Source organism: Thalassospira povalilytica, assembly GCF_002844235.1.
GTDB classification, from domain to species: Bacteria; Pseudomonadota; Alphaproteobacteria; order Rhodospirillales; family Thalassospiraceae; genus Thalassospira; species Thalassospira povalilytica.
On record NZ_PGTS01000001.1, the window covers coordinates 152321 to 177554 of the forward strand.

The 25234-nt window shown below is 54.5% G+C and carries 17 protein-coding genes; 8 read left to right on the forward strand and 9 right to left on the reverse strand.

Features of this window, described 5'->3' with window-relative positions:
- Positions 1-23: 23 nt before the first annotated feature.
- The gene (locus CU041_RS00590) at positions 24-299 is read left to right on the forward strand and encodes a DUF3572 domain-containing protein (protein ID WP_101245334.1); all 276 of its coding nucleotides are present in this window, start codon (positions 24-26) and stop codon (positions 297-299) included.
- Positions 300-305: 6 nt separating this feature from the next.
- Here CU041_RS00590 and CU041_RS00595 read toward each other — a convergent pair whose 3' ends face one another.
- Together CU041_RS00595 and CU041_RS00600 are read right to left on the reverse strand one after the other, a co-directional pair.
- On the reverse strand, positions 306-866 hold the full coding sequence (locus CU041_RS00595; RefSeq protein ID WP_233432960.1) for a GNAT family N-acetyltransferase: 561 nt from the start codon (positions 864-866) through the stop codon (positions 306-308).
- Between the two features lie 37 nt (positions 867-903).
- Positions 904-1734, reverse strand: coding sequence for an undecaprenyl-diphosphate phosphatase (locus tag CU041_RS00600; protein ID WP_101245335.1), 831 nt, complete (start codon positions 1732-1734; stop codon positions 904-906).
- Positions 1735-1999: 265 nt separating this feature from the next.
- Between CU041_RS00600 and CU041_RS00605 the strand changes: the two genes are divergently transcribed.
- On the forward strand, positions 2000-3430 hold the full coding sequence (locus CU041_RS00605; protein WP_101245336.1) for an NAD(P)-dependent oxidoreductase: 1431 nt from the start codon (positions 2000-2002) through the stop codon (positions 3428-3430).
- 29 nt (positions 3431-3459) lie between these two features.
- Positions 3460-8025, forward strand: coding sequence for a glutamate synthase large subunit (gene gltB, locus CU041_RS00610; protein WP_101245337.1), 4566 nt, complete (start codon positions 3460-3462; stop codon positions 8023-8025).
- A gap of 243 nt (positions 8026-8268) precedes the next feature.
- Here gltB and CU041_RS20880 read toward each other — a convergent pair whose 3' ends face one another.
- The 4 genes from CU041_RS20880 to CU041_RS00630 form a co-directional block, all read right to left on the reverse strand.
- Positions 8269-8415 carry a hypothetical protein gene (locus CU041_RS20880; protein ID WP_233432961.1) on the reverse strand — a complete coding sequence of 49 codons (147 nt, stop codon included), beginning with the start codon at positions 8413-8415 and terminating at the stop codon, positions 8269-8271.
- 218 nt (positions 8416-8633) lie between these two features.
- The gene (locus tag CU041_RS00620) at positions 8634-8858 is read right to left on the reverse strand and encodes a hypothetical protein (RefSeq protein ID WP_101245338.1); all 225 of its coding nucleotides are present in this window, start codon (positions 8856-8858) and stop codon (positions 8634-8636) included.
- Positions 8859-9131: 273 nt separating this feature from the next.
- Positions 9132-11489: an ATP-binding protein gene (locus CU041_RS00625; protein ID WP_101245339.1), complete on the reverse strand. Its 2358-nt coding sequence runs from the start codon at positions 11487-11489 to the stop codon at positions 9132-9134.
- Between the two features lie 42 nt (positions 11490-11531).
- The gene (locus tag CU041_RS00630) at positions 11532-13436 is read right to left on the reverse strand and encodes an ABC transporter substrate-binding protein (RefSeq protein ID WP_101245340.1); all 1905 of its coding nucleotides are present in this window, start codon (positions 13434-13436) and stop codon (positions 11532-11534) included.
- Between the two features lie 920 nt (positions 13437-14356).
- Between CU041_RS00630 and CU041_RS00640 the strand changes: the two genes are divergently transcribed.
- From CU041_RS00640 to CU041_RS00650, 3 genes are all read left to right on the forward strand, one after another.
- Positions 14357-15571 carry a hypothetical protein gene (locus CU041_RS00640; protein WP_101245341.1) on the forward strand — a complete coding sequence of 405 codons (1215 nt, stop codon included), beginning with the start codon at positions 14357-14359 and terminating at the stop codon, positions 15569-15571.
- Positions 15572-15673: 102 nt separating this feature from the next.
- Positions 15674-16033 (forward strand): TraR/DksA family transcriptional regulator, encoded by a 360-nt coding sequence (locus tag CU041_RS00645; RefSeq protein WP_101245342.1) that lies wholly within the window; start codon positions 15674-15676, stop codon positions 16031-16033.
- Between the two features lie 179 nt (positions 16034-16212).
- The gene (locus tag CU041_RS00650) at positions 16213-16806 is read left to right on the forward strand and encodes a hypothetical protein (RefSeq protein WP_233432962.1); all 594 of its coding nucleotides are present in this window, start codon (positions 16213-16215) and stop codon (positions 16804-16806) included.
- 8 nt (positions 16807-16814) lie between these two features.
- Here CU041_RS00650 and CU041_RS00655 read toward each other — a convergent pair whose 3' ends face one another.
- From CU041_RS00655 to CU041_RS00665, 3 genes are all read right to left on the reverse strand, one after another.
- Complete coding sequence (locus CU041_RS00655) at positions 16815-17489, reverse strand: Crp/Fnr family transcriptional regulator (protein ID WP_233432963.1); 675 nt, start codon at positions 17487-17489, stop codon at positions 16815-16817.
- A 212-nt stretch (positions 17490-17701) separates the two neighbouring features.
- The gene (locus CU041_RS00660; RefSeq protein WP_101245345.1) at positions 17702-18373 is read right to left on the reverse strand and encodes a response regulator transcription factor; all 672 of its coding nucleotides are present in this window, start codon (positions 18371-18373) and stop codon (positions 17702-17704) included.
- Between the two features lie 45 nt (positions 18374-18418).
- Positions 18419-19822 carry a cache domain-containing protein gene (locus tag CU041_RS00665; protein WP_101245346.1) on the reverse strand — a complete coding sequence of 468 codons (1404 nt, stop codon included), beginning with the start codon at positions 19820-19822 and terminating at the stop codon, positions 18419-18421.
- Between the two features lie 433 nt (positions 19823-20255).
- Here CU041_RS00665 and pyc point away from each other — a divergent pair, with 433 nt between their 5' ends.
- Both pyc and CU041_RS00675 read left to right on the forward strand, forming a co-directional pair.
- Positions 20256-23726, forward strand: a complete 3471-nt coding sequence (gene pyc, locus CU041_RS00670) for a pyruvate carboxylase (protein WP_101245347.1) — start codon at positions 20256-20258, stop codon at positions 23724-23726.
- Positions 23727-23741: 15 nt separating this feature from the next.
- Positions 23742-25226, forward strand: a complete 1485-nt coding sequence (locus tag CU041_RS00675; protein ID WP_101245348.1) for an FAD-linked oxidase C-terminal domain-containing protein — start codon at positions 23742-23744, stop codon at positions 25224-25226.
- Positions 25227-25234 lie beyond the last annotated feature (8 nt).

The following is a 25234-nucleotide window of genomic DNA, read 5'->3' on the forward strand; positions in this document are numbered from 1 at the left end:
TGTTGATGAGATAAGGGTGACAAATGAACAAGGAAGCCGCCGAGACGCTGGCCATTCGGGCGATTGCACATATCGCCGGGGATGATGAATTGCTGCAGGGGCTGGTTGCGCAAACCGGGCTGGGGCTGGATGATCTGCGTGCCGGGATTACGTCAAACGAAGTGCAGCTTGGCGCACTTGAATTTCTGTTATCGCATGAGCCGTTCCTGATGCGATTTGTTGATGATTCCGATTACGCGCCCGAAGACCCGGCGCGTGCACAAATGGTGTTGGCCGGTGGTCCGGTTTGGCAGGATTAAGGGGGGCTATTTACCGGTTTCGACAAGCACGGGTTTGTCAGGAATGGACGGGCGTGGGTCGGTTCTGAGCAGGCCGTAAATGACCGAGTCCCGGATGCCGATATGGGTAACCCATTCCCCGCGCAGGACGCCTTCCCGGGTAAAGCCAAGTTTTTCAAATGTTTTGACGGATGCATGATTGTCCGGGTCTATGTCTGCATAGATCCGGCGTGCTGTTGTCGTGGCAAAAAGATACTCAATGGCGACAGATAGCGCACGCGCAGCGATGTTTTGTCCCCGTGTGGCGGGCGACACCATGCAGGCGGCTTCCCAGACATCCTTGTCATGGCCAGTGTTAAAAAGCGAAATTCGCCCGATGGCCGGGCCGTCGGGCGTCCGGGCAATGGCCCATGATGTCTTTTCGAACCCGGTGGTCCAGTCGGTCAGTTTTGCAATGGTTGCATCAATGTCTGCAAAGGCCGGTTCCGGAAGCCAAAGGCAGCATTGCGGGTCGCCGAATATGGTGTGCAATGCCGGGCCATCGGCAACCGGATCAAGCGGACGCAGATAGATGGGGGAATGTGCCATTCTGTTTGGTGCCTGCCAGGCGGAATAACAAAACCGGTCAGCTCATGAAGGGCAGCGGCGCGCCACCATAAACGTAAAGCCAGATCAGCAGACCACCACCAAGCAGGATGCGATAGATCGCAAACGGGGTGAAGCTTGAACGCTTCAACCAGCTCATCAACACTGCAATGGCAATAAGTGCTGTCAGGAAAGAAAGCCCGGCTGCGAGAAGCACGTCCTGGTTAAGGGCGATGTTCCCGGCCTGATGCAGGTCGATACCGGCCAAAAGACCCGCGCCCAAAATAACCGGAATGGACATCAGCATCGAAAACTGTGCAGCGTCGGAACGCTCGTAGCCCATGAAACGGGCAGCGGTCATGGTGATGCCTGATCGGCTGGTGCCCGGGATAAGGGCCAAGACCTGTGCCAGACCGATAAACAGTGCACCGCCCCAGCGCATATGTTCCAGCCGGTTGATCGTCATCCCGACCTTGTCCGCAATCCAGAGCAGGATCCCAAAGCCAAGTGTGGTCCATGCGATGATCTCGACAGATCGCAATTGCTCCTCGATGCCCGAGACCTTGAGATAGAAACCGACCGCGACGACCGGGATGGTTGCAAGCACAATGTGAATTGCCAGACGGGCACCTGCGTTGATTCGCCCGGTAAACAGCCGGACGAATCCGCCGAGCATGGCGAACACATCGCGCCAGAAATAGATCAAAACAGCTGCCAAAGTACCGACATGAACCGCAACATCTACCAACAAACCCTGATCCGGACTGCCGGTCAGGGCCGGTGCCAGAATGAGATGTCCTGATGAGCTGATGGGAAGAAATTCGGTGATCCCCTGGACGACTGCCAGAAGAATAATGTGCTGTAAGGTCACGCCGGCCTCTGTGCCTGTTCGCTTTAAAAACTCATCGCTTATAGCAGTTTAGCGTGATTCGGCGAAATGCATAAATAGTTCCATTTTGGTACTAATGAAACTTTATTACGGGCCAAACCGGCAGTGATTTCTGGAAGACCCGAAAAATTGTGCGGATATTTATGTCAGCAAAACTGACCTATAATGCATTTTGTGCTAGATTCTTGCGTATTTGGCACGTATACAGACCGAAACCCGCAACATAAAACCCTTCCAGAGGGCCGTCATGACAGAAAAGATGCTGAAATTTGTTCATCTCGAACAAAAATATCCGCACAAAAGAGAGGCGTCCGAGCGTCGGACAGACTTCAACGAAATCTATGAAGCATTCGAGGACGACAAGGCTGCCGATCAGGCGTCGCGTTGTTCCCAGTGTGGCGTGCCGTTCTGCCAGGCCCATTGCCCGCTTTATAACAACATCCCCGATTGGTTGCGCCTGACCACCGAAGGTCGCCTTGAGGAGGCTTATGCCATCTCGGCCGCAACCAACAACATGCCCGAAGTTACGGGTCGCATCTGTCCGCAGGATCGCCTGTGCGAAGGCAATTGCGTGATCGAACAGTCAACCCATGGTGCTGTCACCATCGGTTCGGTCGAGAAATACATCACCGATACCGCCTTTGCGAACGGTTGGGTCAAGGCCCCGAAGCCGGCAAAGGAAAACGGCATGTCGGTCGGTATCATCGGCGGTGGCCCGGGTGGTATGGCGGCTGCCGAGCAGCTGCGTCTCAAAGGATATGAAGTCCATATCTATGACCGTTATGACCGTATGGGCGGCCTGCTGGTTTATGGTATTCCGGGCTTCAAGCTTGAAAAAGATGTGGTCGAGCGCCGAGTCAAGCTTCTTGAGGAAGGTGGCGTTATCATGCACACCGAATTCGAGGTTGGCCGCGACGCGACCCTTGATGATCTGCGCAAGAAGCATGACAGCATTCTGATCGCGACCGGTGTTTACAAGGCCCGCGAACTGAAACTGCCGGGTGCCGGTCTTGGCAATGTTTATCCCGCACTTGAATATCTGACCACGTCCAACCGCCATGGTCTGGGTGACAAGGTTCCGGCATATGAAGACGGAACGCTGAACGCCAAGGACAAGAATGTTGTCGTGATCGGTGGTGGTGATACCGCCATGGACTGTGTCCGTACCGCGATCCGTCAGGGGGCGAAGTCGGTCAAATGTCTCTATCGCCGTGACCGTGCCAACATGCCCGGTTCCCAGCGCGAAGTTGCCAATGCCGAGGAAGAAGGCGTCGAGTTTGTCTGGCTGACCAACCCGGAAGCCTTTGTCGGCGATGACAAGGTCACCGGTGTTCGCGCCGTGAAAATGCGCCTTGGTGCCCCCGACGCCGGCGGCCGCCAGAGCCCGGAAGTCATCGAAGGATCAAGCTACACCATGGATGCCGACATGGTCATTCTGGCACTTGGCTTCGAGCCCGAAGATCTGCCGACCCTGTTTGATGCGCCGGAACTTGGTGTGTCACGTTGGGGCACGGTCAAAATCGATTTCCGCACGATGATGACCAATCTTGATGGCGTGTTTGCTGCTGGTGACATCGCCCGTGGGGCGTCGCTTGTGGTGTGGGCGATTCGTGATGGCCGTGATGCGGCAGATCGAATTGATGAGTATTTGCTGGCGCGCAAAGAAGCTGCTGCTTAAGCCCGCTGCCGCATTAGGAGAGAGAAGTTATGAACAAGATCGTTCAGGACAAATTGGATCAGGGCCGCGGTGCTGCCGAGATCGCCCGTTTTGAGAAAAACGCGGCACATCTTGAAGCCAGTGGCATGTATGACCCGGCCGAAGAACACGCCAACTGTGGTGTGGGTCTTGTCGGCGCCATTGATGGCAAACCGCGCCGCGAAGTGGTTGAGGCCGGTATCGAAGCCCTGAAGGCAATCTGGCACCGTGGTGCTGTTGATGCCGATGGCAAAACCGGTGACGGCGCTGGTATCCACCTTCAGATCCCGCAGGATTTCTTCAAGGCTTACCTTAAGGTGATCAACCAGGAAGCCCCGGAAAGCCTGATTGCGGTTGGTCAGGTGTTCCTGCCGCGTATCGACATGTCGGCACAGGAACGTTGCCGTGCAATCGTCGAAACCGAAATCCTCAAACAGGGTTATGGTATTCTTGGTTGGCGGCAGGTCCCGGTTGATGTTTCGGTCATCGGTGAAAAGGCAAACCAGACCCGCCCGGAAATCGAACAGGTTCTGATCGGTGTCCGTGACGATGTCGACGAAGAGAAATTCGAAATCGACCTTTATGCGATCCGTCGTCGTATCGAAAAGGCGGTTCTGTCCGAAGCGATCAAGGATTTCTACATCTGTTCGATGTCGTGCCGTTCGATCATCTACAAGGGCATGTTCCTGGCAGAAGATGTTGATACCTTCTATCCGGATCTGCGCGACGAACGCTTTATTTCAAGCTTCTGCGTCTATCATCAGCGTTATTCGACCAACACCTTCCCGAGCTGGCCGCTGGCACAGCCGTTCCGTGTTCTTGCCCATAACGGCGAAATCAACACGCTGCGCGGTAACGTCAACTGGATGAAAAGTCACGAAGCACGTATGGCGCACGAAGTGTTCGCCGACAGCATCGATGACCTCAAACCGGTTATTCAGCCGGGCTCGTCTGACTCGGCAGCCCTTGATGCGGTGTTCGAATTGATGATCCGTGCCGGCCGTGACCTTCCGATGGTGAAAACCATGATGGTTCCGGAAGCATGGTCGAAAAAGGCATCGACGCCTGACAGCTATAAAAACCTGTATGCCTATTGCAACGCTGTGATGGAGCCGTGGGACGGTCCGGCAGCACTTGCGGCATATGGTGGCAAATGGCTTCTGGGTGGTACGGACCGTAACGGTTTGCGTCCGCTGCGTTATGCGGTCACCGGTAACGGCCTTCTGATCGCCGGTTCCGAAGCCGGTATGGTGCATATCGACGAAGAAAGCTGCATTGAAAAAGGCCGCCTTGGCCCGGGTCAGATGATTGCCGTCAACCTCGAAGAGGGCAAGCTGTATCATGACCGCGAGCTTAAGGACAAACTGGCCAACCGTCGTGACTGGTCGAAATGGGTCGGTCGCACCAAGGTTCTTGATGACCTGATTTCGCCGGAACATACCGAGCCGTCGCATATCGAAAAAGAACGTCTGCTGCGTTTGCAAAAGGCGATGGGCCTGACCCACGAAGATCTTGAGCTGATCCTTCATCCGATGGGTGAAGACGGCAAGGAAGCTATCGGCTCGATGGGGGATGACACCCCGCTTGCGATCCTTTCGGATCGGTATCGCGGCCTGCATCACTTCTTCCGTCAGAACTTCTCCCAGGTGACCAACCCGCCGATCGATTCCCTTCGTGAAGCGCGCGTCATGAGCCTGAAGACCCGCCTTGGTAACCTTGGCAACGTTCTGGACGAAGATGAAAGCCAGTGCGATCTGCTTCAGCTCGAAAGCCCGGTTCTGACCAACGCCGAATATGACGCCATGCGCGGCTATATGGGCGAAACGGCGGTCGAGATTGACACCACCTTTGACATCAATGGTGGCCAGTCGGCCCTGCGCGATGCGATTTCCCGTATTCAGCGCGAAGCCGAGGAAGCCGTTCGTGGCGGTGCATTGCACATCATCCTGACCGATGAAGCGATCAGCGAAGAGCGTGCAGCAATCCCGATGATCCTTGCGACCGGTGGTGTTCACAGCCATCTCGTGAAGACGTCACTGCGTACCTACATTTCGCTGAACGTGCGTTCGGCGGAATGCATGGACGTGCATTACTTCGCCGTTCTGATCGGTGTTGGCGCAACCACGGTTAACGCCTATCTGGCGCAGGAAGGTCTGCTTGACCGTTATGCACGTGGCCTGTTCCCGAATGTGAACAGCACGGCTGAAGTAATGCAGCGCTTCAAGGCCGCAATTGATGCGGGCTTGCTCAAGATCATGTCCAAAATGGGCATCTCGATCATCAGTTCCTATCGCGGTGGCTATAACTTTGAAAGTATCGGTCTGTCGCGTTCGCTGGTGGCCGAATTCTTCCCGGGCATGCCGTCGCGTATTTCGGGTATTGGTCTTCAGGGTATCCAGCGCCGCACGATCGCCCAGCATAAAGAAGCGTTTAACGGCAATGTCGTCAGCCTTCCGGTTGGTGGCCTTTATAAATACCGTCGCAGTGGCGAGCGCCATGTCTGGACCGGTCCGCTGATCCATACATTGCAGTCTTCTGTCACGACGGGCAGCTACAACACGTTCCGAAAGTTCTCGGAAGGTCTGCGTTCGCGTGAACCGCTGCATCTGCGTGACTTGCTTGATTTCCGTTCCGATCGCAGCCCTGTTCACCAGGACAAGGTCGAAAGCATCACCGAAATCCGCAAACGTTTCGTCACCCCGGGCATGTCCCATGGCGCATTGTCGACCGAGGCCCACGAGGCATTGGCGATTGCCATGAACCGCATCGGTGCGAAATCGAACTCGGGTGAAGGTGGTGAATCGCGTGAACGTTTCCGTCCGCGTGCGAACGGTGACAATGCGCGTTCCTCGATCAAACAGGTTGCGTCGGGTCGCTTTGGTGTGACGGCTGAATATCTGAACAACTGTGAAGAAATTCAGATCAAGGTCGCCCAGGGTGCAAAACCGGGCGAAGGTGGTCAGCTTCCGGGCTTCAAGGTGACGGTTGAAATTGCGCAGCTGCGTCATGCGACGCCGGGTGTGACCCTGATTTCGCCGCCGCCGCATCATGACATCTATTCGATCGAAGATCTGGCACAGCTGATCTATGACCTCAAACAGATCAACCCGCGTTGCCGCGTTTGCGTCAAGCTGGTGTCGCGTTCGGGTGTTGGTACGATTGCAGCCGGTGTTGCCAAGGCAAAAGCCGACGTGATCCTGATTTCCGGTTATGACGGCGGTACGGGTGCAAGCCCGCAGACCTCGATCAAATATGCAGGCGTTCCTTGGGAAATGGGCCTGTCGGAAGTCAACCAGGTTCTGACGCTCAATAACCTGCGTGACAAAGTCAAACTGCGCGTTGACGGTGGTTTCAAAACCGGTCGTGACGTTGTGATTGGTGCGATGCTTGGTGCCGAGGAATTCGGCATCGGTACGGCTTCCCTGATCGCCCTTGGCTGCATCATGGTCCGTCAGTGCCATTCCAACACCTGTCCGGTTGGTGTCTGTACCCAGGATCCGGCACTGCGTGCCAAGTTCGTTGGTACGGCCGACAAACTGGTCAACCTGTTCACCTTCATGGCCGAAGAAGTCAAAGACGTTCTGGCCGAGCTTGGCTATGACAAGCTGGAAGACGTAATTGGCCGCTCCGACCTGCTTCAGCAGGTTCACCGTGGCGCGAAAGACCTTGTTGACCTTGATTTGAACCCACTGCTGGCACAGGCTGATGCCGGTGATCATGCACGCTTCTGCACCATCGAAGGCCGCAACGAAGTCCCGGATACCCTTGATGCCCAGATGATCAAGGATGCCCGTCCGCTTCTTGAAGACGGCGAGAAGATGCAGCTTCAGTACAACATCCAGAACACCCAGCGTGCAATCGGGACCCGGATGTCGTCACTGATCACGCAGAAATACGGCATGACCGGCCTGAAACCGGGCCATCTGCATGTCCGTCTGCGCGGTTCGGCTGGTCAGTCACTTGGTGCCTTTGCGGTTCAGGGGCTCAAGATCGAAGTTCAGGGCGATGCCAACGACTATGTGGGCAAAGGTCTTTCGGGCGGGACGATTGTTCTGCGTCCGCGGCCTTCCAGCCCGCTCAAGACCAATGAAAACACCATCATCGGCAACACCATTCTTTATGGTGCGACGTCGGGCAAATTGTTTGCTGCGGGTCAGGCCGGTGAACGTTTCTGTGTGCGTAACTCCGGTGCGACCGTCGTGGTCGAAGGTTGTGGTTCGAACGGTTGTGAATACATGACCGGCGGTACCGCAGTTATTCTGGGCTCGGTCGGTGAAAACTTCGGGGCCGGCATGACCGGTGGCATGGCATTCATCTATGACGTTGAAGGCACCTTTGCCGATGTCGTCAATGATGGCTCCATCCTGTATCAGCGCATTGAAACCCAGTATTGGGACGAACATTGCCGTTCGCTCATTGAAGAGCATGTTGCAGAAACCGAAAGCGGTTATGCACGTACGATCCTTGATAACTGGGATCGTGAACGCGGCAACTTCTGGCAGATCGTGCCGAAGGAAATCGTCGACAAACTGGAACATCCTATTCGCTCCGAGAGCGAAAACCAGGCAACTGCGTGATCTGATCACGCTTTTGCGCAAGCTCCCTTGTCCAACACACCTGGACAATTGAACTGGCCCCGTACTTCGGTACGGGGCACTTTTCTTTGTTCGTGACGGATGAGGCGAGCAGGCAAAAAGGCGGGCCTTTTGGTCCGCCTTTTATTTTGTGACGTTGCCAAGGTTGCGGGAACGCGCGCAAAGGCGTCGCAAACAACGGATCGGTTCACGACGGGCAATCCACAAAGATGGCCGAAAAGAGCGTCAAAGCAGGATGTTAAGGTAGGTCCCGCGACGCGCATTGTGATCAATCTGATCGGTGGCAATCAGGTTGCGCAGACGCGCAAGCTGGGCCGCAATGAAGCTGTCAGAAGATGGTTGATCTGAATTGGCCGTAACACGACCGCCCATACCCGGGATACCCTGGGGGCGGGATCGTGCATCCTGAAGTCCCGTTTGGGACGAACCTGTTCCAATTCTGTTGGCGACCATCATACCGTCCAAATGCGCAATATCCCCGAACCTTAGCACGGGGCTTGCTGCTTGTCATGACCGGGTATTTGAAAGCATTCAAATACAAAAAGGGGTGGTCGCAGACCACCCCCGGAGGAAGCTAACGAGAGGGAAAATCACGTTAGGATATTAACCTTGGTGCCGCGATGGCCACTGGTTTCAAGGGGCTGATGTTCGGTCACAATGGATCCGATAACCTTGGCCAGACCGGTCGCCTTGTTAATGGCACCTTCTGCTGCTGCAAAGGGCAGGGACGGGTCAGCACCACCATTCGGGGTGATGGCATCGTTAACAGCCTGTGCTGCGGCACCAAGTCCTGAACCTTGAACTGAACCGATCATTCTGACCTCTTCATGCTCGTGCGTAATCTGTCTGTTTATAAAGGTAGGGATGAAACAGATCAAAAAAAGTGACGGCTGTCACACCGGGCTGGTTAGGAGCAGCTCATCACACAAAGAACCGTAGTCACGCCAATTGCTTAGCGGGCAACTGTATCGAAAGAATTTTTTAACCTTTGCGCGATGATCGCGGTCTGAAATGCTGTTGTTTGGCGAGGGACTCGGGCGGACTGGTGCCCGGTCAAGGGGCGGATTTCCTGTTCTAATACGCCGCTGTCAGGTTTTTTGCCGCTCGGCTCGCAAGGCCAATGCATCATGGATGGCCTTTTGCAACTGGCTGGGGCGGAACGGCTTTTTGACAAACACGTAATTGCCGAGCAGCTTGTCGAGTTCCTTGCGCGAGCGCGCGGGATAGCCCGACATGAAAACAACGCCATAACGCGGGTTGCTGCGCAATGCCTCGATGACCAGTTGCGGCCCGCTTCGGCCGGACATGACAACATCGGTCAGAATGACGTCAAACGGGTCATCCTGTTCGGCCGCACTTAGCAGGCATAGTGCTTCTTCGGTGTTTTTGGCGGTTTCGGTTCTGAAGCCGACATCTTCAAGAATAATACGTGCGGTGGTGCGCAGTGCCTGTTCGTCATCGACAATCAGAACCCGCTCGCCATTGCCCGGGAATTTGTCGACTTCATCCACACGAAGGGCGGTCTCGCCGCCTGCTTCGGAGCGCGGCAGATAAACCGAGAAGGTCGTGCCTTCGCCTTCGATGCTTTCGACATTGATGAAGCCGTGTGATTCTTCGACCCAGCTGTGAACAATTGAAAGACCAAGACCAGTACCCTTGCCCGGCTCCTTGGTGGAGAAGAAGGGTTCGAAAATATTGTCGATAATGTCGTCGGGAATACCGGTACCGGTATCCTGTACCGTAATGACAACAAATTCACCTGCGACATCTTCGGGATAGGTATCTTCGTCCTCGTCCGGGTTGCGCTGGGCAAGGGGCGGGATTTCGACACTGCGCGACGATATTTGCAATGTGCCGCCATCAGGCATTGCATCACGCGCATTGATCGCAAGGTTAAGGATACAGGCCGAAAGCTGCGTCGGGTCGACGCGGGTGTAAAGTTCCGGATTGTCCGACCAGATTTGCAGTTCAATCCGGTGTTCAAGTAATGTCAGCAGAAGTTTCTCCATCTCGGAGAAAATGCTTTGCACCCGGATATTGGTCGGCTGGTCAATACGCCGCCGTGAGAACATCAGAAGCTGATCGGCAACACTGGTTGCACGTTCTCCAAGCGAGATGACGTGATCAAGATATTCCTTAACCCGTTCGGGATCATCGATTTTGGCACGCGCAACTTCGGCAAAGCTCAGAATGCCGGCAAGGCAGTTGTTGAATTCATGAGCAACCCCGCCGGCCATCTGACCAACAGCTTCAAGCTTTTGGGATGTGGCAAGCTGACGCTGAAGAGCTTGCTGTTCTTCGGCGGCGCGGTGCTGGGCTGTGATGTTGCTGCCGGTGCCGCGATATCCGTTAAATCGACCATCAAGCGAAAAGACCGGGACGCCGTTGATGCGGCCATAATTCTTTTCGCCTTTGCGTGACGTCCAGGAAAATTCGACGTTCTGGAACGCCATATGGGCATCAAGCCTGCGTTGCAGATAGTGCCAACCTTCGGGATGTTCGGATGTCAGGCCAAGCTTGTCGAATGACTGCCCCTGTGGGGAGCCGTTAATTTCTTCGATCAGCTGATAGAACTTATAGGATGCGAACGCGATCTTGAGATCCGCACCCATTTCCCAGTACCAGTCCGCCGATGACAAGGTGAAGTCACGGAAACGTTCTTCGCTGTCGCGTAAGGCGTCCTGTGCGATCTGATGTTGCTGGGTTCGCCGTTCGAGACTTTCGGCCATCGCATTCAGGCCGCGCTCAAGGGTTCCGATTTCATCGCGTCCCATCGGTGTCAGCCGCGAACTCAATTTGCCAAGCTGGATCTTGTTCACGAACTGGGCTGCCGAAATCAGGCGCCGAAGAACGGTTTGCTGTGTGAACAGGAAAATCAGCGCAGAAGTCATCAGAATACAGATTGCCGATCCGATCAGCAGAACCGACTGCATCTGGCGTTGGCTTTCTTCAAGGCCCTTGGTCGAGACTTTGAGAAACACATACATGAATGGCTGATTGGCATTCAGGCTGAAAAGCGGGGTGATCGAAACGATGCTGTGACCATCGACGTCATCGACTGTAAACAGCGCCGGCTCGGTCATGTTGGGGCGCAATTCATCGGACGGGAAATCCGGAAGAACGTCGGTTGAACTGCCGATCAGAAGCGGATCAATCGCATGATAAATCGTGCCGTCAAAGCCGATTGCCATGGCTTGCTGCAAATGATCGCCAAGCAGCAATTTCATCTGCTTGGCATCACTGAGAATGGAGACCTTGAGTTGTTCGTCCTGAATCAGGCGGCCGGGGGTGCTGATCTGTTCTGCAATGCGCCGGTCAATTTCGGCACCGAAATACTGAACGTAATAGCCGCCGAACAATCCAAGCAGGATGGTTTCGACAATCACAATCGCCAGTGCGATCTTGAAAACCAGGCTGCCGATCATTCGGTCAAACAGCTTCTTCACGCCTCGTCGTCCCCCCTGACCAATGATCCGAGCCCGTGCCGATTACTTTTGCTCAATATAATATTGGCTCGGGTTGGTCGGTGCCGGTGTTGCATAACTCCAGGCCGCCGGGATTACCTTTGGAACGTTGTGGAAGTTTTTGGCGACCACGCCTTTCCGGTTTGGCGGCAGAGCGATGCCCATAACGTAAAACTGATCGGCGCTGATGTCGAGGATGTCGCGCATCAGTTGATTTTGTTTTTCTGCATTCGCGGTTTCCTTGAGCTGGTTATAAAGGGCCAGCTGCTTTTGGACCGCTTCAGGCGGCGTCATGGCATCGGGGCTGTTCGGATTGACGTACCAGTTGGCCCAGCCGGTTGCAAACCATGATGATTCGGCCGACATCGGAAGATAGTTGATCGGGATAACCATCGCATCAAGCCCGCCATCACCTCCCCAGGCGCTTGCTTCGTGGTCGTTGCGTTCACGCAGCGAGACGAATTCGTCACGGGGCAGGTTTCTTGCGGTCACGTCGACACCGATATCACGCCAATACTGGATGACGGCATCAAGCATCGCGAACCGGTCGGCACCCTCTGTATCGATGGTGAAGGACAAACGCTTGCCATCCGGACGTAACAAGAAGCCATCCTGATCCTTTTCCATCAGGCCGGCCTTGGCCAGATAGTCCGTTGCCAGTGCCTGGTCATAATGGATGTATTGGCGGGCAAGAACGGTGTGGTAAAGCGGGCTTTCCGGTCGCGGTGCCGCCTGATGGGGCAGGGCACCGGGCACGAAACGCGCAATGATGTTGTCACGGTCAATCGCATGCGAAAGCGCGATCCGGAAATCCTTGTTCTGGAAAATCTTGCGCAGCACCGGGTCCTTGTCATTCAGGTTCAATGACAAGGTCAGGGTGTTCATGTCGCTTTCAATCAGCGTAAAGGGCAACAGATTGTCATTGGCAGCCAGAACTTCGTCCGCGCGTGTGCTGACATGGCGTTCCTGCATATTGACCTTGCCGGCAATTGCCGCATCCCCCGCGGCACTTTTCGACGGAACCAGGGTAAAGGATACCTCGTCGATATAGGGCAGTTGACGTCCAGTCGGATCGATTTTCCAGTAATAGGGATTGCGTTTGGCGATCAATGGATCGTCTTTGCCATAGACACCGGTCAGGACCCAGGCATTCAATGTCGGAACATCAGGATTAAGCCAGCGCGACGGATCGTCGATCGTTCCCGGATTGCCAAAAACATCAATGAAGCGATCTTTCCAACCCGCAAAGCCAAGAGCACGGGCTTCTTGATCGGCGTTCGGATTATATTTGGGCAAAAGCGGCTTTAAAAAATGTGCCGGATAGCTGACCGGTTCAACGCCTTCTGGCCGGGCAAGTGCGGTCGGGAACAGGCCATAAGGCGTGCTGAAGCGGAAGGCGACGGTATTTTCGTCGACTTCATCAATCTGAACAGCGTTCCCGCCAGCCGTCAGCCATTCGGGAACAGCATCGGGAAAGGCCGGGTTCAGCAGAATGTCCTCGTACCAGAACGTAATGTCATCAGCGGTAAATGGCGCGCCATCAGACCAACGCATGCCAGGACGCAGACGGAAAAAGAACTCGGTCGCGTCACTGCTGGGCTGGAAGGAAAGGGCAACGTTCGGAATGGTCGATGTCCATTGCGGCGTCCAGCGCAAAAGCGGCTCGTAACCGATGTTGCGGATCAACAATGCCTGGTCGCGCTGATCGCGCTGGGCCATTTTCCAGGTGCCGCCATAGACGCCAATTCGATCGTTTGGCGTGACAATCATCGGCGTGGTTGGTAGACGATCTTTGACAGGGGGAAGTGTTCCGGCGGCAACTTGCGACGCAAGGACCGGGGATTCACCAAATTCCACGGCACGCGCTTCCGGGATGTTGACCAAAATGGTCCCCAGTGCGGCGATCAATATGTACTTAAACTGCTTCAAAGAAACTGAGCCCCCATCGTGTTGCCGTTTGATCGAAGGTATCGGCAAAACTATTCAAAGGTGGTGAATACCCTGAGTGGATACGAAGGTAAATACACCAGTGGGCTTGATAAACCCCAAAATGACAGGAATTGAACTTTCCTCCTGCGAAACAATTTACTTAATTGGATTGTTCTATTGGTGTTTTTACAATGGGTTGTATCGAATGGTTCGGTCTCTATCACGGCAAACCCCGCAGAACTGAAAGGTTTTGACGACAAGTTGAAAACGTTCGAGGGTGCGGAGCGTATTATCCTGGGTTGAGATTTTTTTGGTCACCGGGATCGTTTGCTCATACATATCCTACTAAAGTTTAATATCCGCTAATTTAGGTTTTTCGGCTTCCCGGAAGGCAAAATTATTGAAAGACGGTGCAGTTCCAACGACGAGTCGCCATATCTTGACGAAGAAGCATGTTTGCCATCTGACGAAGGACAGGTCGTGACGGAAAGTGCAAAAAAGCAAACGCAGTCCATTTCGGCCCCATTCATGGGCGGTCCGAAACCTGCGGCGCCGATTCCGAAATATGAACCGGGTTCGGATGCAGTTTTGCGTGATCGTTTGCGTGGCACATCGTCGGCGGCGTCAATTGTCCCGGTCCAAAATGATGCTGATGGAATCAGTGTTGCGGGCATCGAAGGAATGATCGACCGCAAAAAGGCAAATGTCGCGACAAAGCTTGTTGAAACGGATCCTGATCATGCGCTTCGGATTATTCGGAACTGGCTTTTGGAAGAATAAGGTTACCCGATCACGCCACCTGTGTGATTGAGGCTGCAAATTCGTGACATCATCGGTTTGTCTTCCGATAATTCCTTGGCAACAGGTGATTTTTTGTCATGCTGGTGGCTTCCACGCGTAACGGGGCGCGCAAAAGGCCAATGACAGATTTTACCAAACTGATTTCACAACAGTTCACGGCATTTGATCCGGATTATGTGACGCAGCAATCGGCTTTTGCCGCCAAGCTTTCCCCTTTGCAGGACGAGTTGATCGAAATCCAGAAGACCGGTAACAGCATGGCTTCATCCGATCAGCAGATGATCGAATGCAAATGGCTGTTGATGTATACAGCCGACTGGAAAACGCTTTCGACCAAGATTGATGCCTTTGCGGCATCGCTTGATAATCGCGATCAGGACTGGGCCGGGAAACAGGTTGCAAGCGATGGTTCCTGGGGGCCTTGCTATGATCAGTGGTTTCTCAAGGTTGATGCCATGATCGATGCGGTCAATACCCTTGCCGATGAAGGGCAGGCACCGCAATACCCGTTGGCATTTCTTGCCCCGATAGCCACCCCGGAAAAAATGGTCGCGTGGCTTGAAAGTCAAAAAACATCAAAGATTTACGCAGATGGCCTTGATCGTCGCGATGCATTGGGGGCCGTCAGCGCGGCCCTTTCACAAATGTGCTTCAAAAGCGAAATTCGCGACTATTTCCAGGCCAATGTAAAAGGGTTTGATCTGACCCAGGATTACATCGATGCCTATAAAAAGTGGCTTGATCGCTGGCAGGACGGGCAAAGCGGCTATTGGGGCGGGTGGTTCGATACACCCGATCAGGGCGTGCTTAAAAGCAACGACCTTAGCCTGACCTTCCACAATATTTCCTATCAGCACGGGAAGGTCGATTTATGGACCGAGATTTTCCAAACCACGCTGGCGATCCGCGATGATGCTTATCCGTTCGGCTGGAAGCACAATGGCGATTTCAATAACCACAATAACTATGACGTGACCAAGATCTTCGATCTGGGCTGGTCAAAGGTCGATGTCGATACCCAAAAGACAGCCGCGTCTGACATCGCACTTGTCCTGGACTGGTGTCTGACAAAGTCAATGACACCCGATGGCGGATTTATCGATGACCCGACCTTTTATAATTCGGTTGGGGCTGCTTATTACTACGGTGTTTCGTTCCTTGATCAGGCGGGGTATTTCGGCACAACAGCACCGTTCTGGACTGAAAAGCCGTTCCCCGATGGGCCGGCGCTTTGCTGCAAAATCCAGAAAAACATCAAAGCCGAAGGTCTTGATGATGATGAGGCAAAGGCAGCATTGGAAAAGCTTGTCGATGCATGCGGAAATTGCGCCTGAGCGGTCGGGCAAACCGGTCAAATCTGTTCGGGGGTTGGCGAAACAGCGGTGCCGATCCCCATATGGAATAAAGAAGAACAACAACTGGTCACGAGGTTTCGCATGACGGACCGTAAAGACATCGATCTGGCTTCGCTGCGTGCGCGTCTTGAAGAAAGGCGTGCTGACATCCTGGCACATTCAAGCCATTCAGAAGACTATCGAAAACCTGTCGAGCTGGATCAACAGGCGGTTGGGCGCTTGTCACGCATGGACGCGCTTCAGAACCAGCAGATGCATCTGGAACAGGAACGTCGTCGCAGCGCTGAACTCGACCGGATTGAAAAGACGCTCAAGCGGATGGACGATGATGAATATGGCCATTGTCATAATTGCGGTGAAGACATCGACAAACGGCGTCTGGAATTTGATCCGACCACACCGCTTTGTGTCGAATGTGCAGACAAGGTTCGTCATGTCTGAGGTTTGCAGCCGACTTTATCGCATCAGCACGGGGAACTGACGTGTCGCAATGCGATCAACGATACCGGCTGTTATCGCGACACCATGTCATTGGTCTGCTTGTTTTGCTTGTCATATGGGCATGGCAAAGCCCCGCATATGCGCAAGGGACCTGTGCACCGATAAGGTCGCCCGAGGCAATGCTTGAATTCAATCACAAGGACCCGATGCTTGATCGTCACCGGTCGGTACGATGGTTGAACAGTCGCGCGGGCGGTGGATCGCGTTATCTGGTGGCCGGACTGACCGAATACGAAATGCGGGCATCATTTGACATGCGGTTTGAACCGCGCGAAGTCGGGTTTGGGCGGTATTGTCTGGATCCGGTGCGAGTCAGCCCAAAGGTCGATGTCGTTAAACATCTGGTCTATATCGCATCGGAGCTCGAACGCGGGTCATGCGAATATGATGTGGTTTACGCCCACGAAGGCGAACATGTGAAAGTCAATCAGGGCATGGAAGCCGATATTCGCGCTGCCCTTGATGATCTGGTCAATGATGTCGTGGGCAAGGTCAGTGCGATGTTCCCGCTTTCTGCGGATAATGTGCCATCCGCGATCAAGCGGCTATTGTCGGAATATGGTCGGGATTTCAAGCGCCGGCTGCGCGATATTGACCGGCGCCGTCGCGAAGAACAGCGCCAGATCGACACCCCCGAAGAATATCAACGACTGTCCTTGGCCTGCGGTCCGAATTCAGCATTCCAGACCGTTTTGCAACAAGCCATCAGGTAGTCGGGATATCACCTTGTCTCGTCAGGCAGGGGGTCGGTTTCATCAAGACCAGCCACTTCCCTTATCCCGTCAAGGTCCAGTCGAAAGACATTGCGTGACAAGAAGGCAAGCAAGTCCGCCCGCCTGAAATCAGCGATGATACGGCTTGCCGTTTCCGTGGTGATGCCCAGCATCGCACCGATATCTTCGCGGCCGGGCAACTGACAGGTGCCGGTTTCGGGATCGTTCAGAAACAGACACAGACGGGCCACCCGTTCGCGCGCCGTGCCCGTCGACATCTGGGTCAGCCAGTTATCTGAATCCATCACTGCCTGATGCCAGCGATTAAGGACCTGTTTGTGCAGACGGGGGCTTTCGCGATCCAGTTTCTCGATCACGGCAATCGGAATGCGGCAAAGCTGACTGTCCTGAATGGCTTCGGCGTGATGGGTAAAACATTCACTGACCAGGGCTTCAAGACCGATTGTCCCGCCCGGACGCACCAGCCGCACCACCCTTTGCCCACCATCGGGAAGATAATGCACAAGTTTGATCAACCCGCTGCGCAGGGTGAAGATCGATTGTGCCATGTCCCCCGCATTGTAAAGGGTGCCCCGTCTGGGCAAGCTGACATCTTCAACCGGCATATGAACAAGTTTGAAATCCTCGTCCGTCATATTGTTAAACAGCGCAAACTTTCGCACGCCACAATCGCGGCACCGCGCAAGGTCGGGTCGGGATGTATAGCTTACTGAATGGTTCACACGTTCCGCCTATCAAGGAGCTATATACAGGTAGCGTGACGTCAGATGAAAAGTTTAATCAATCCAAACCATTGACCAATGTACCGGTTTCATTTGTTAAATCAATATAAAGTCGTATCTAGCACGTCGCAAACCAGACCGGAACCGGACGATCAGGCGTTGGTGTCGAGCGTGACCAGACCTTTTTCGATTGCGTAACGGACAAGACCGGCAGAACTGTCGATATCAAGTTTGCGCTTGATGTTGCGGCGGTGGGTTTCAACTGTTCGCACACTGATGTCGAGTTCGCGGGCAACGTGCTTGTTGCTGGCCCCTTTGGCAAGAAGACGCAAAACGGTTCGTTCGCGCGTCGTCAGCGGCACGCCGTCACTGTTGCTGCCTTCGCCGGCACTGATGCGATCAAAGGTCGAACTGTATGCTTCGCCGCCATTGGCGATGGTTTCAATCGCGCGGACCATGTCGTTGGATGAAACATCCTTAAGGATGAAACCCTTGGCGCCAGCCTGCTGGGCGGTGCGCAGATATTCCGGGTTTTCATGCATCGACAGAATGACAACCTTGGTATCCGGAAGCGTTTCGCGGAACTTTTCGGCGGCCTCAAGCCCGTTCATGACCGGCATTGAAATATCCATCAATACGACATCGGGGCGCAATTCACCGGCCAGCGACAGGGCTTCGACGCCGTTGCTGGCTTCCCCAATGATGTTGATGTGATCAAAACATTCCAGCCGCGAACGAATGCCATCCATCACAAGCGCATGGTCATCGCACAGCAAGATACGCAACGGGCGGTCATTGGAATAGATTTGATTGGCACTGTTCATTGATCGAAACTTGGTCCTGTCGATGGGTATGGTTGCCAGCCCAGATTAACCGCTGATTCGCCCGTCGGGTAGATCATTCTGGCTGGTGGCGGGAATAAATGCGGTAATTTTGGTTCCGTCATCGGGTTCCGAGCGCACGGAAAGACCACCGCCATGGAACTCCATCCGTTCGCGCATGTTGCGCAATCCGATCCCGGCGCGCGGGTCGCGGTTACGGATATAACGGTTGGTTTCAAAGCCCACACCGTTATCGGTGATGCGCATGACCACGCTGGTGCCTTCGCGCTTGATGGATATCTTGATCACGGTTGCATCGGCGTGGCGTTCAATATTGGTCAGTGTTTCCTGCAAGACCCGATAAAGCGTTGTCTTTTTGGCCATATCAAGCTGGTTGTCGATATTGTCGATCTTGACTTCCATCAGGATGCCCGACCGGTCCTGCAATTCGGCGCACATGCTTTCGATTGCGGGTTTCAGGCCAAGATCATCAAGAACCGCCGGGCGCAAATCGCGCGAGATGCGCCGGACTTCGTGAATGGCGTCCTGCAACCGTTTGGCGGCCTTTTCCATCGGTTCAATCGCATTTTCCCGGTTTTGCCCGATCCGCGCGATTGCGGTTTCAACCGAATATTTGACCGATACGAGAATCTGACTGATGCCGTCATGCAGTTCGCGCGACACCCGAAGACGTTCCTGTTCCTGGACATCGACAACGCGATGGGTCAGTTCCTTGAGCTTGGAATCGGCAAGCTTGCGTTCCGAAAGCGTGACCACAGTTCCGGAAATGCCAACCAGCAAGACCGCAAGGATGGTGACACCGATGATCGAAATTGTGGTTTCGCGGATATGGGTAGAGACCTCTGCCTCGATTTCGGTCACCTGTTCGGCAATGTCGTCGATATAGATGCCGGTCCCGATCATCCAGTCCCATTTATCAAGCATCAGCGAATAGGTGATCTTTTCGGTTGGTTCGCCGGTTGATGGCTTTTCCCAGACATGGCGCATGAAATCGCCACCCTTTTCGGCATTGAATATCAGCCCCTGAATGACCGAATTGCCGTTAATGTCGCGCAGGTTCCAATAGGTCCGCCCAACCCGCCATGGTTGGGGTGGTTCAACAAGCGCGGTGCCGTCGCGGTCGTAAATGAAGAAATAGCCGTCTTCGCCATAGGTCAGATCTTCGATAATCGCCTTTACCCGTTCCTTGGAAACCGCATCCAGCGGGCTTGCCACCGAATAGATATGGTCAATCGATGCCATGGCGAGCTCAAGATAACTTTTGAGCTCCTCCTTGCGGGCTTCAAGGATGTTGCGTTCAAAAGTCCTGATTTCGGCTTCGGCCAGTCTTTCAGCCTGCGCAAAGACCAGCCATGAGATGGCCGATGCGGCAAGAACCAGTGGTAAAATGGAAAGCAGCAGGAACTTTAGTCGAAGATTGAGCTTCGGCATGGGCGCGACCGTTCTGGGAATTGGGTGTTTCAGGCGTGGGCGGACAATAACATATCTGTGACAAAAGTCCCCAAAGATCACGGATTTGCACGTCACCGTTCACGTGGAAAGGCGATTTTCGTTCCGCATGGTGAAAAGCGGCTGGCCTTGCTTTTGCGTGATTGGTATTACCAATTCATGAGATCATGCTTTGACAGGGAGAGGGCAATGCGCATATACCAGAACCGACGCCTGCCCACCGGGCGCCAAAAGCTCTGGATGCATTGCACAAGATCTCAGCGTGCAGGCATCTTGTTCCGCCACAAAAGGTATGGCGTTGCAGGCATCCCGCACCGCAGCGCATTCCGGGACCATATCGTGGCGTTTCACTTGGTTTTGGCAGGCGCGCACAGGCACGTTCCTGCCAGGAAAATGTGGTAGGAGCCCGGTGTCAATGACGCGTTCTGCACCTAAGCGTATCCGTAAACTTCTGGTCGCCAACCGTGGCGAAATCGCGATTCGTGTTTTGCGAGCTGCCAACGAACTTGGCATTCGCACCGTTGCGATTTTCTCTGACGAGGACCGGTTCGCCCTTCACCGTTTCAAAGCTGATGAAAGCTATACGGTGGGCAAGGGCAACAAACCCATTCGCGCCTATCTGGATATTGAAGACATTCTGCGGGTGGCACGTGATGCCGACGTGGATGCAATCCACCCCGGATATGGTTTCCTGTCTGAAAATCCGGAATTCGCCGATGCCTGTGCCGAGGCCGGAATTCAGTTTATCGGTCCTGATTCCGATGTCATGCGCACGCTTGGCAACAAGGTGTCTGCACGTAATCTGGCCGAAAGTGCCGGCGTGCCTGTCATGCCGGCATCCAGTGCGCTTCCCGAAGACATGAAGGAAGTCACCCGCATCGCCGAGGAAATCGGCTATCCGCTGATGCTCAAAGCCAGCTGGGGCGGCGGTGGCCGCGGTATGCGGGTCATCGAAAATGGCAAGGACCTTGCCAATCAGGTTCTGGCAGCGCGCCGCGAGGCCGAGGCGGCCTTTGGCAATGGCGAAGTGTATTTCGAAAAGCTGATCCGCCGTGCCCGGCATGTCGAAGTTCAGCTTTTGGGGGATACCCACGGTACGTTGGTGCATCTTTATGAACGCGACTGTTCGGTTCAGCGTCGAAACCAGAAGGTTGTCGAACGTGCACCGGCCCCGTATCTGAATGATGAACAGCGTCAGGAAATCTGTGATGCTGCCATTCGGCTCGGGACGGCGGCAAATTACGTCAATGCCGGTACGGTCGAGTTCCTGATGGATGTTGATACATCCAAATTCTATTTCATCGAGGTCAATCCGCGTATTCAGGTCGAACACACCGTGACCGAATGCGTGACCGGCTTTGACCTGGTCAAGGCACAGATCCTGATTGCCCAGGGTGGTCGCATCGGTTTCCCGTCAGAAACCGGTATTCCGTGGCAGGACAAGATCAAGCTGCGTGACCATGCGCTTCAGTGCCGTATCACGACTGAAAACCCGGAAAACAACTTTGTCCCCGACTATGGGATCATCAAGGTTTATCGCGGGGCCAACGGCTTTGGCATTCGTCTGGATGGTGGCACGGCCTATTCCGGGGCGGTGATCACGCCGTTCTATGACAGTATGCTGGAAAAGGTCACCGCATGGGGCAGCACTCCGCGCGAAGCCGTTGACCGTATGGACCGTGCATTGCGCGAATTCCGAATTCGTGGTGTTGCGACCAACCTGGCCTTCCTTGAAAACCTGATCAACCATCCGAAATTCCGGGCGGGTGAATATACCACGCGGTTTATTGATGAAACGCCCGATCTGTTCAAGTTCGTGCGTCGTCGTGACCGCGCAACGCGTTTGCTGCGCTTCATTGGCGAGGTCGCGGTCAATGGCAACCCGGAAGTCGAAGGCCGCGTTGTCCCGACCAATCTGCATGATCCGGTCATGCCGAAATCGATTGATCTGGGTGAAATTCGTCCGGGCACCAAGCAAAAGCTTGATCAATTGGGACCGGAAGGTTTTTCACGCTGGATGAAAGATCAGGAACGTGTCCTGATTACCGATACCACCATGCGTGATGCGCATCAGTCGCTTCTGGCAACGCGTATGCGTACCTATGACATGCTTGAAATTGCGCCATATTATGCGCATGGCCTCCCGGAACTGTTTTCGCTGGAATGCTGGGGCGGGGCGACGTTTGATGTTGCCATGCGTTTCCTGAAAGAAGATCCATGGGATCGTCTGGTCAAGCTACGCGAACGGGTGCCAAACATCCTGACCCAGATGTTGCTGCGGGCGTCGAACGCGGTCGGTTACACCAACTATCCTGACAATGCGGTGGATTACTTCGTCAAACAGGCGGCCGAACATGGCATGGATGTTTTCCGTGTGTTTGATTCCCTGAACTGGGTTGAAAACATGAAGGTCGCGATGGAATCGGTTCTTAAAACCGATAAACTTTGCGAAGCGACCATTTGTTATACCGGCGACATCTATGACAAGAGCCGCCCGAAATATAACCTTGATTACTATGTGAATATGGCGCGCGAGCTTGAAAAATCTGGTGCGCATATTCTGGGCCTTAAGGACATGGCCGGGGTTATGCGGCCAGCAGCGGCGACCGAGCTGATCAAGGCGCTTAAGGATACCGTCAATATCCCGATCCATTTCCATACCCACGATACCAGCGGCATTTCCGCGGCAACGGTGATTGCAGCGATTGATGCCGGGGTGGATGCGGTTGATGCCGCAATGGATTCCATGTCGGGTCTGACATCGCAGCCAAGCCTGGGCTCAATTGCCAATAACTATATCGGTCAGCCGCGCGATCCGGGGCTCAAGGCCGAGGCACTTAAAGAAGTGTCGACATATTGGGAACAGGTCCGTCGTTACTATGCCGGCTTTGAAAGCGACATTCGCAGCGGCACGTCCGATGTCTATGTCCATGAAATGCCCGGCGGCCAATATACCAACCTGCGTCAGCAGGCCCGTGCGTTGGGGATCGAGGATCGCTGGCCCGAAGTTTCCAAGGCCTATGCCGCGGTCAACAAGATGTTTGGTGATGTCGTCAAGGTCACGCCAAGCTCGAAGGTGGTTGGCGATATGGCACTGATGATGGTGACATCGGGCCTGTCCGAGGAAGACGTTCTTGATCCCAGAAAGGATATCGCCTTCCCCGACAGTGTGATTTCGTTCTTCCGCGGTGAAATCGGCCAGCCGGTCGGTGGCTTCCCGCCCGCTCTTCAGCGCAAGGTGCTTAAGGGCGCCGAGGCGCTGACAGATCGTCCGGGCAAGTCATTGCCGCCGATTGATTTCGAGGCCACCCGCAAGGAAATCGAAAAGAAAACGCACCGCAGCAACATCAGCGATGCCGAAGTGGCATCCTATGTGATGTATCCCAAGGTGTTCCTTGATTATGCCGAACATCGCAGTCACCACGCCGATGTATCCATTCTGCCAACACCGGTCTTCTTCTATGGGATGAACCAGAATCAGGAAATCTCGGTTGATCTGGAAAAGGGCAAAACCCTTGTCATCCGATATTTGGCGACGTCCGAATTCGGTGACGAAGAAGGCCATCGCACAGTGTTCTTCGAACTGAATGGCCAACCCCGCACAGTCAAGGTCGCGGACAAGACGCTGGCGGCTTCGGGCAAGGCAAAACCGAAGGCCGAAGACGGCAACAAGCTTCATGTCGCAGCCCCGATGCCCGGTCTTGTGGTCGAGGTACATGTCGCCGAAGGCCAGAAGGTCAAGTCCGGGGACGTGATGTGTTCACTTGAAGCCATGAAAATGGAAACCGCAGTTCACGCGGAAAAGGACGGTATCGTGGCCAAAATCCACGCACCGGCCGGTACACAGGTCGACAGCAAGGATTTGCTGGTCGAATTGAAGGAGTAACTACCGATGCTTAGGATGCCTGAGCCGAACCAGAACACACTTGCGCGTCGCAAGGACATTATTGCGGCCATGCGTGACATTGTTCCCGCAACCGGCGGCGTAATCGTCGATGAGGATCAGCTCAGGCCCTATGAATGTGACGGGTTGATGGCTTATCGCCAGCTCCCGATGATTGTGGTCCTGCCCGAAAATACCGGGCAGGTCGCAGCCATTCTTAAATATTGTCACGAAAACAAGGTGCGTATTGTCCCGCGCGGGGCCGGTACCGGACTTTCCGGCGGGGCTTTGCCGATGGCTGATGCCATCACGATTTCGATGATGAAGTTCAATCGCGTTCTTGAAATTGACTGGGACAACCGGGCGGCTGTTGTGCAGCCCGGTGTCACCAATCTGGGGATTACCCGCGCGGTCGAACATAAGGGTTTCTATTACGCGCCGGACCCGTCCAGCCAGATTGCCTGTTCGATTGGCGGCAATATCGCCGAAAATTCCGGCGGCGTGCACTGCCTGAAATACGGTTTGACGACCAATAATGTGTTGGGCGTTGAAATGGTCACGATCGAAGGAGAAATCCTGCGCGTCGGCGGCAAGGGCCTGGATCAGGCAGGATATGACCTGCTTGGTCTGATCACCGGATCCGAAGGGTTGCTTGGCATCGTTACCGAGGTCACGGTTCGTATTTTGCGTAAACCCGAAACGGCACGCGCGCTGTTGCTTGGGTTCAATTCATCGGAAGAAGGCGGTAAATGCGTGGCCGCCATCATTGCAGCCGGGATCATTCCGGGCGGCCTTGAGATGATGGATGCCCCGGCGATCAAGGCGACCGAGGATTTCGTCCATGCGGGATATCCGCTGGATGTGGAGGCATTGCTTCTGGTCGAACTGGATGGACCCCAGGTCGAAGTTGATTATCTGATTGATCGGGTTGGCAAGATTGCGACCGATTGTGGCGCGATCTATTCACGAATTTCCGAGAATGAAGAAGAAAGGCTTCTGTTCTGGTCAGGGCGCAAGAATGCCTTTCCGGCCATCGGGCGCATTTCCCCCGATTATATGTGTATGGACGGCACAATCCCGCGCGGCCGTCTGGCCGAGGTTCTGACCGGGATGCAGGAATTGTCCAAGCGACACGGCCTTGGCGTTGCCAATGTCTTTCATGCCGGTGATGGCAATTTGCATCCGCTGATCATGTTCGATGCCAATAAGGCCGGTGATCTTGAAAAGGCCGAGGCATTCGGTGCCGACATCCTGAAACTGTGTGTCGAGGTTGGCGGCGTGCTGTCTGGCGAACATGGCATCGGCGTCGAAAAACGTGATCTGATGGGCGAAATGTTCACCCAAGACGACATGATGCATCAGGAACGGATCAAGATGGCCTTTGACGAGGATCAGCTTCTCAATCCGGGCAAGGTATTCCCGACCTTGCATGGCTGTGGCGAGCTCAAGACACTTCATGCCAAGGCCGTCGCCGACAAATTCCCCGATATCCCGCGCTTCTAGGTCGGAAT

Bases quoted from the DNA above. Each gene is read 5' to 3' on its own strand.
- CU041_RS00590 (WP_101245334.1), top strand. From the start codon at position 24: ATGAACAAGGAAGCCGCCGAGACGCTGGCCATTCGGGCGATTGCACAT.
- CU041_RS00595 (WP_233432960.1), bottom strand. From the start codon at position 866: ATGGCACATTCCCCCATCTATCTGCGTCCGCTTGATCCGGTTGCCGAT.
- CU041_RS00605 (WP_101245336.1), top strand. From the start codon at position 2,000: ATGACAGAAAAGATGCTGAAATTTGTTCATCTCGAACAAAAATATCCG.
- gltB (WP_101245337.1), top strand. From the start codon at position 3,460: ATGAACAAGATCGTTCAGGACAAATTGGATCAGGGCCGCGGTGCTGCC.
- CU041_RS20880 (WP_233432961.1), bottom strand. From the start codon at position 8,415: ATGGGCGGTCGTGTTACGGCCAATTCAGATCAACCATCTTCTGACAGC.
- CU041_RS00620 (WP_101245338.1), bottom strand. From the start codon at position 8,858: ATGATCGGTTCAGTTCAAGGTTCAGGACTTGGTGCCGCAGCACAGGCT.
- CU041_RS00640 (WP_101245341.1), top strand. From the start codon at position 14,357: ATGACAGATTTTACCAAACTGATTTCACAACAGTTCACGGCATTTGAT.
- CU041_RS00645 (WP_101245342.1), top strand. From the start codon at position 15,674: ATGACGGACCGTAAAGACATCGATCTGGCTTCGCTGCGTGCGCGTCTT.
- CU041_RS00650 (WP_233432962.1), top strand. From the start codon at position 16,213: ATGCTTGAATTCAATCACAAGGACCCGATGCTTGATCGTCACCGGTCG.
- CU041_RS00660 (WP_101245345.1), bottom strand. From the start codon at position 18,373: ATGAACAGTGCCAATCAAATCTATTCCAATGACCGCCCGTTGCGTATC.
- CU041_RS00665 (WP_101245346.1), bottom strand. From the start codon at position 19,822: ATGCCGAAGCTCAATCTTCGACTAAAGTTCCTGCTGCTTTCCATTTTA.
- pyc (WP_101245347.1), top strand. From the start codon at position 20,256: ATGACGCGTTCTGCACCTAAGCGTATCCGTAAACTTCTGGTCGCCAAC.
- CU041_RS00675 (WP_101245348.1), top strand. From the start codon at position 23,742: ATGCCTGAGCCGAACCAGAACACACTTGCGCGTCGCAAGGACATTATT.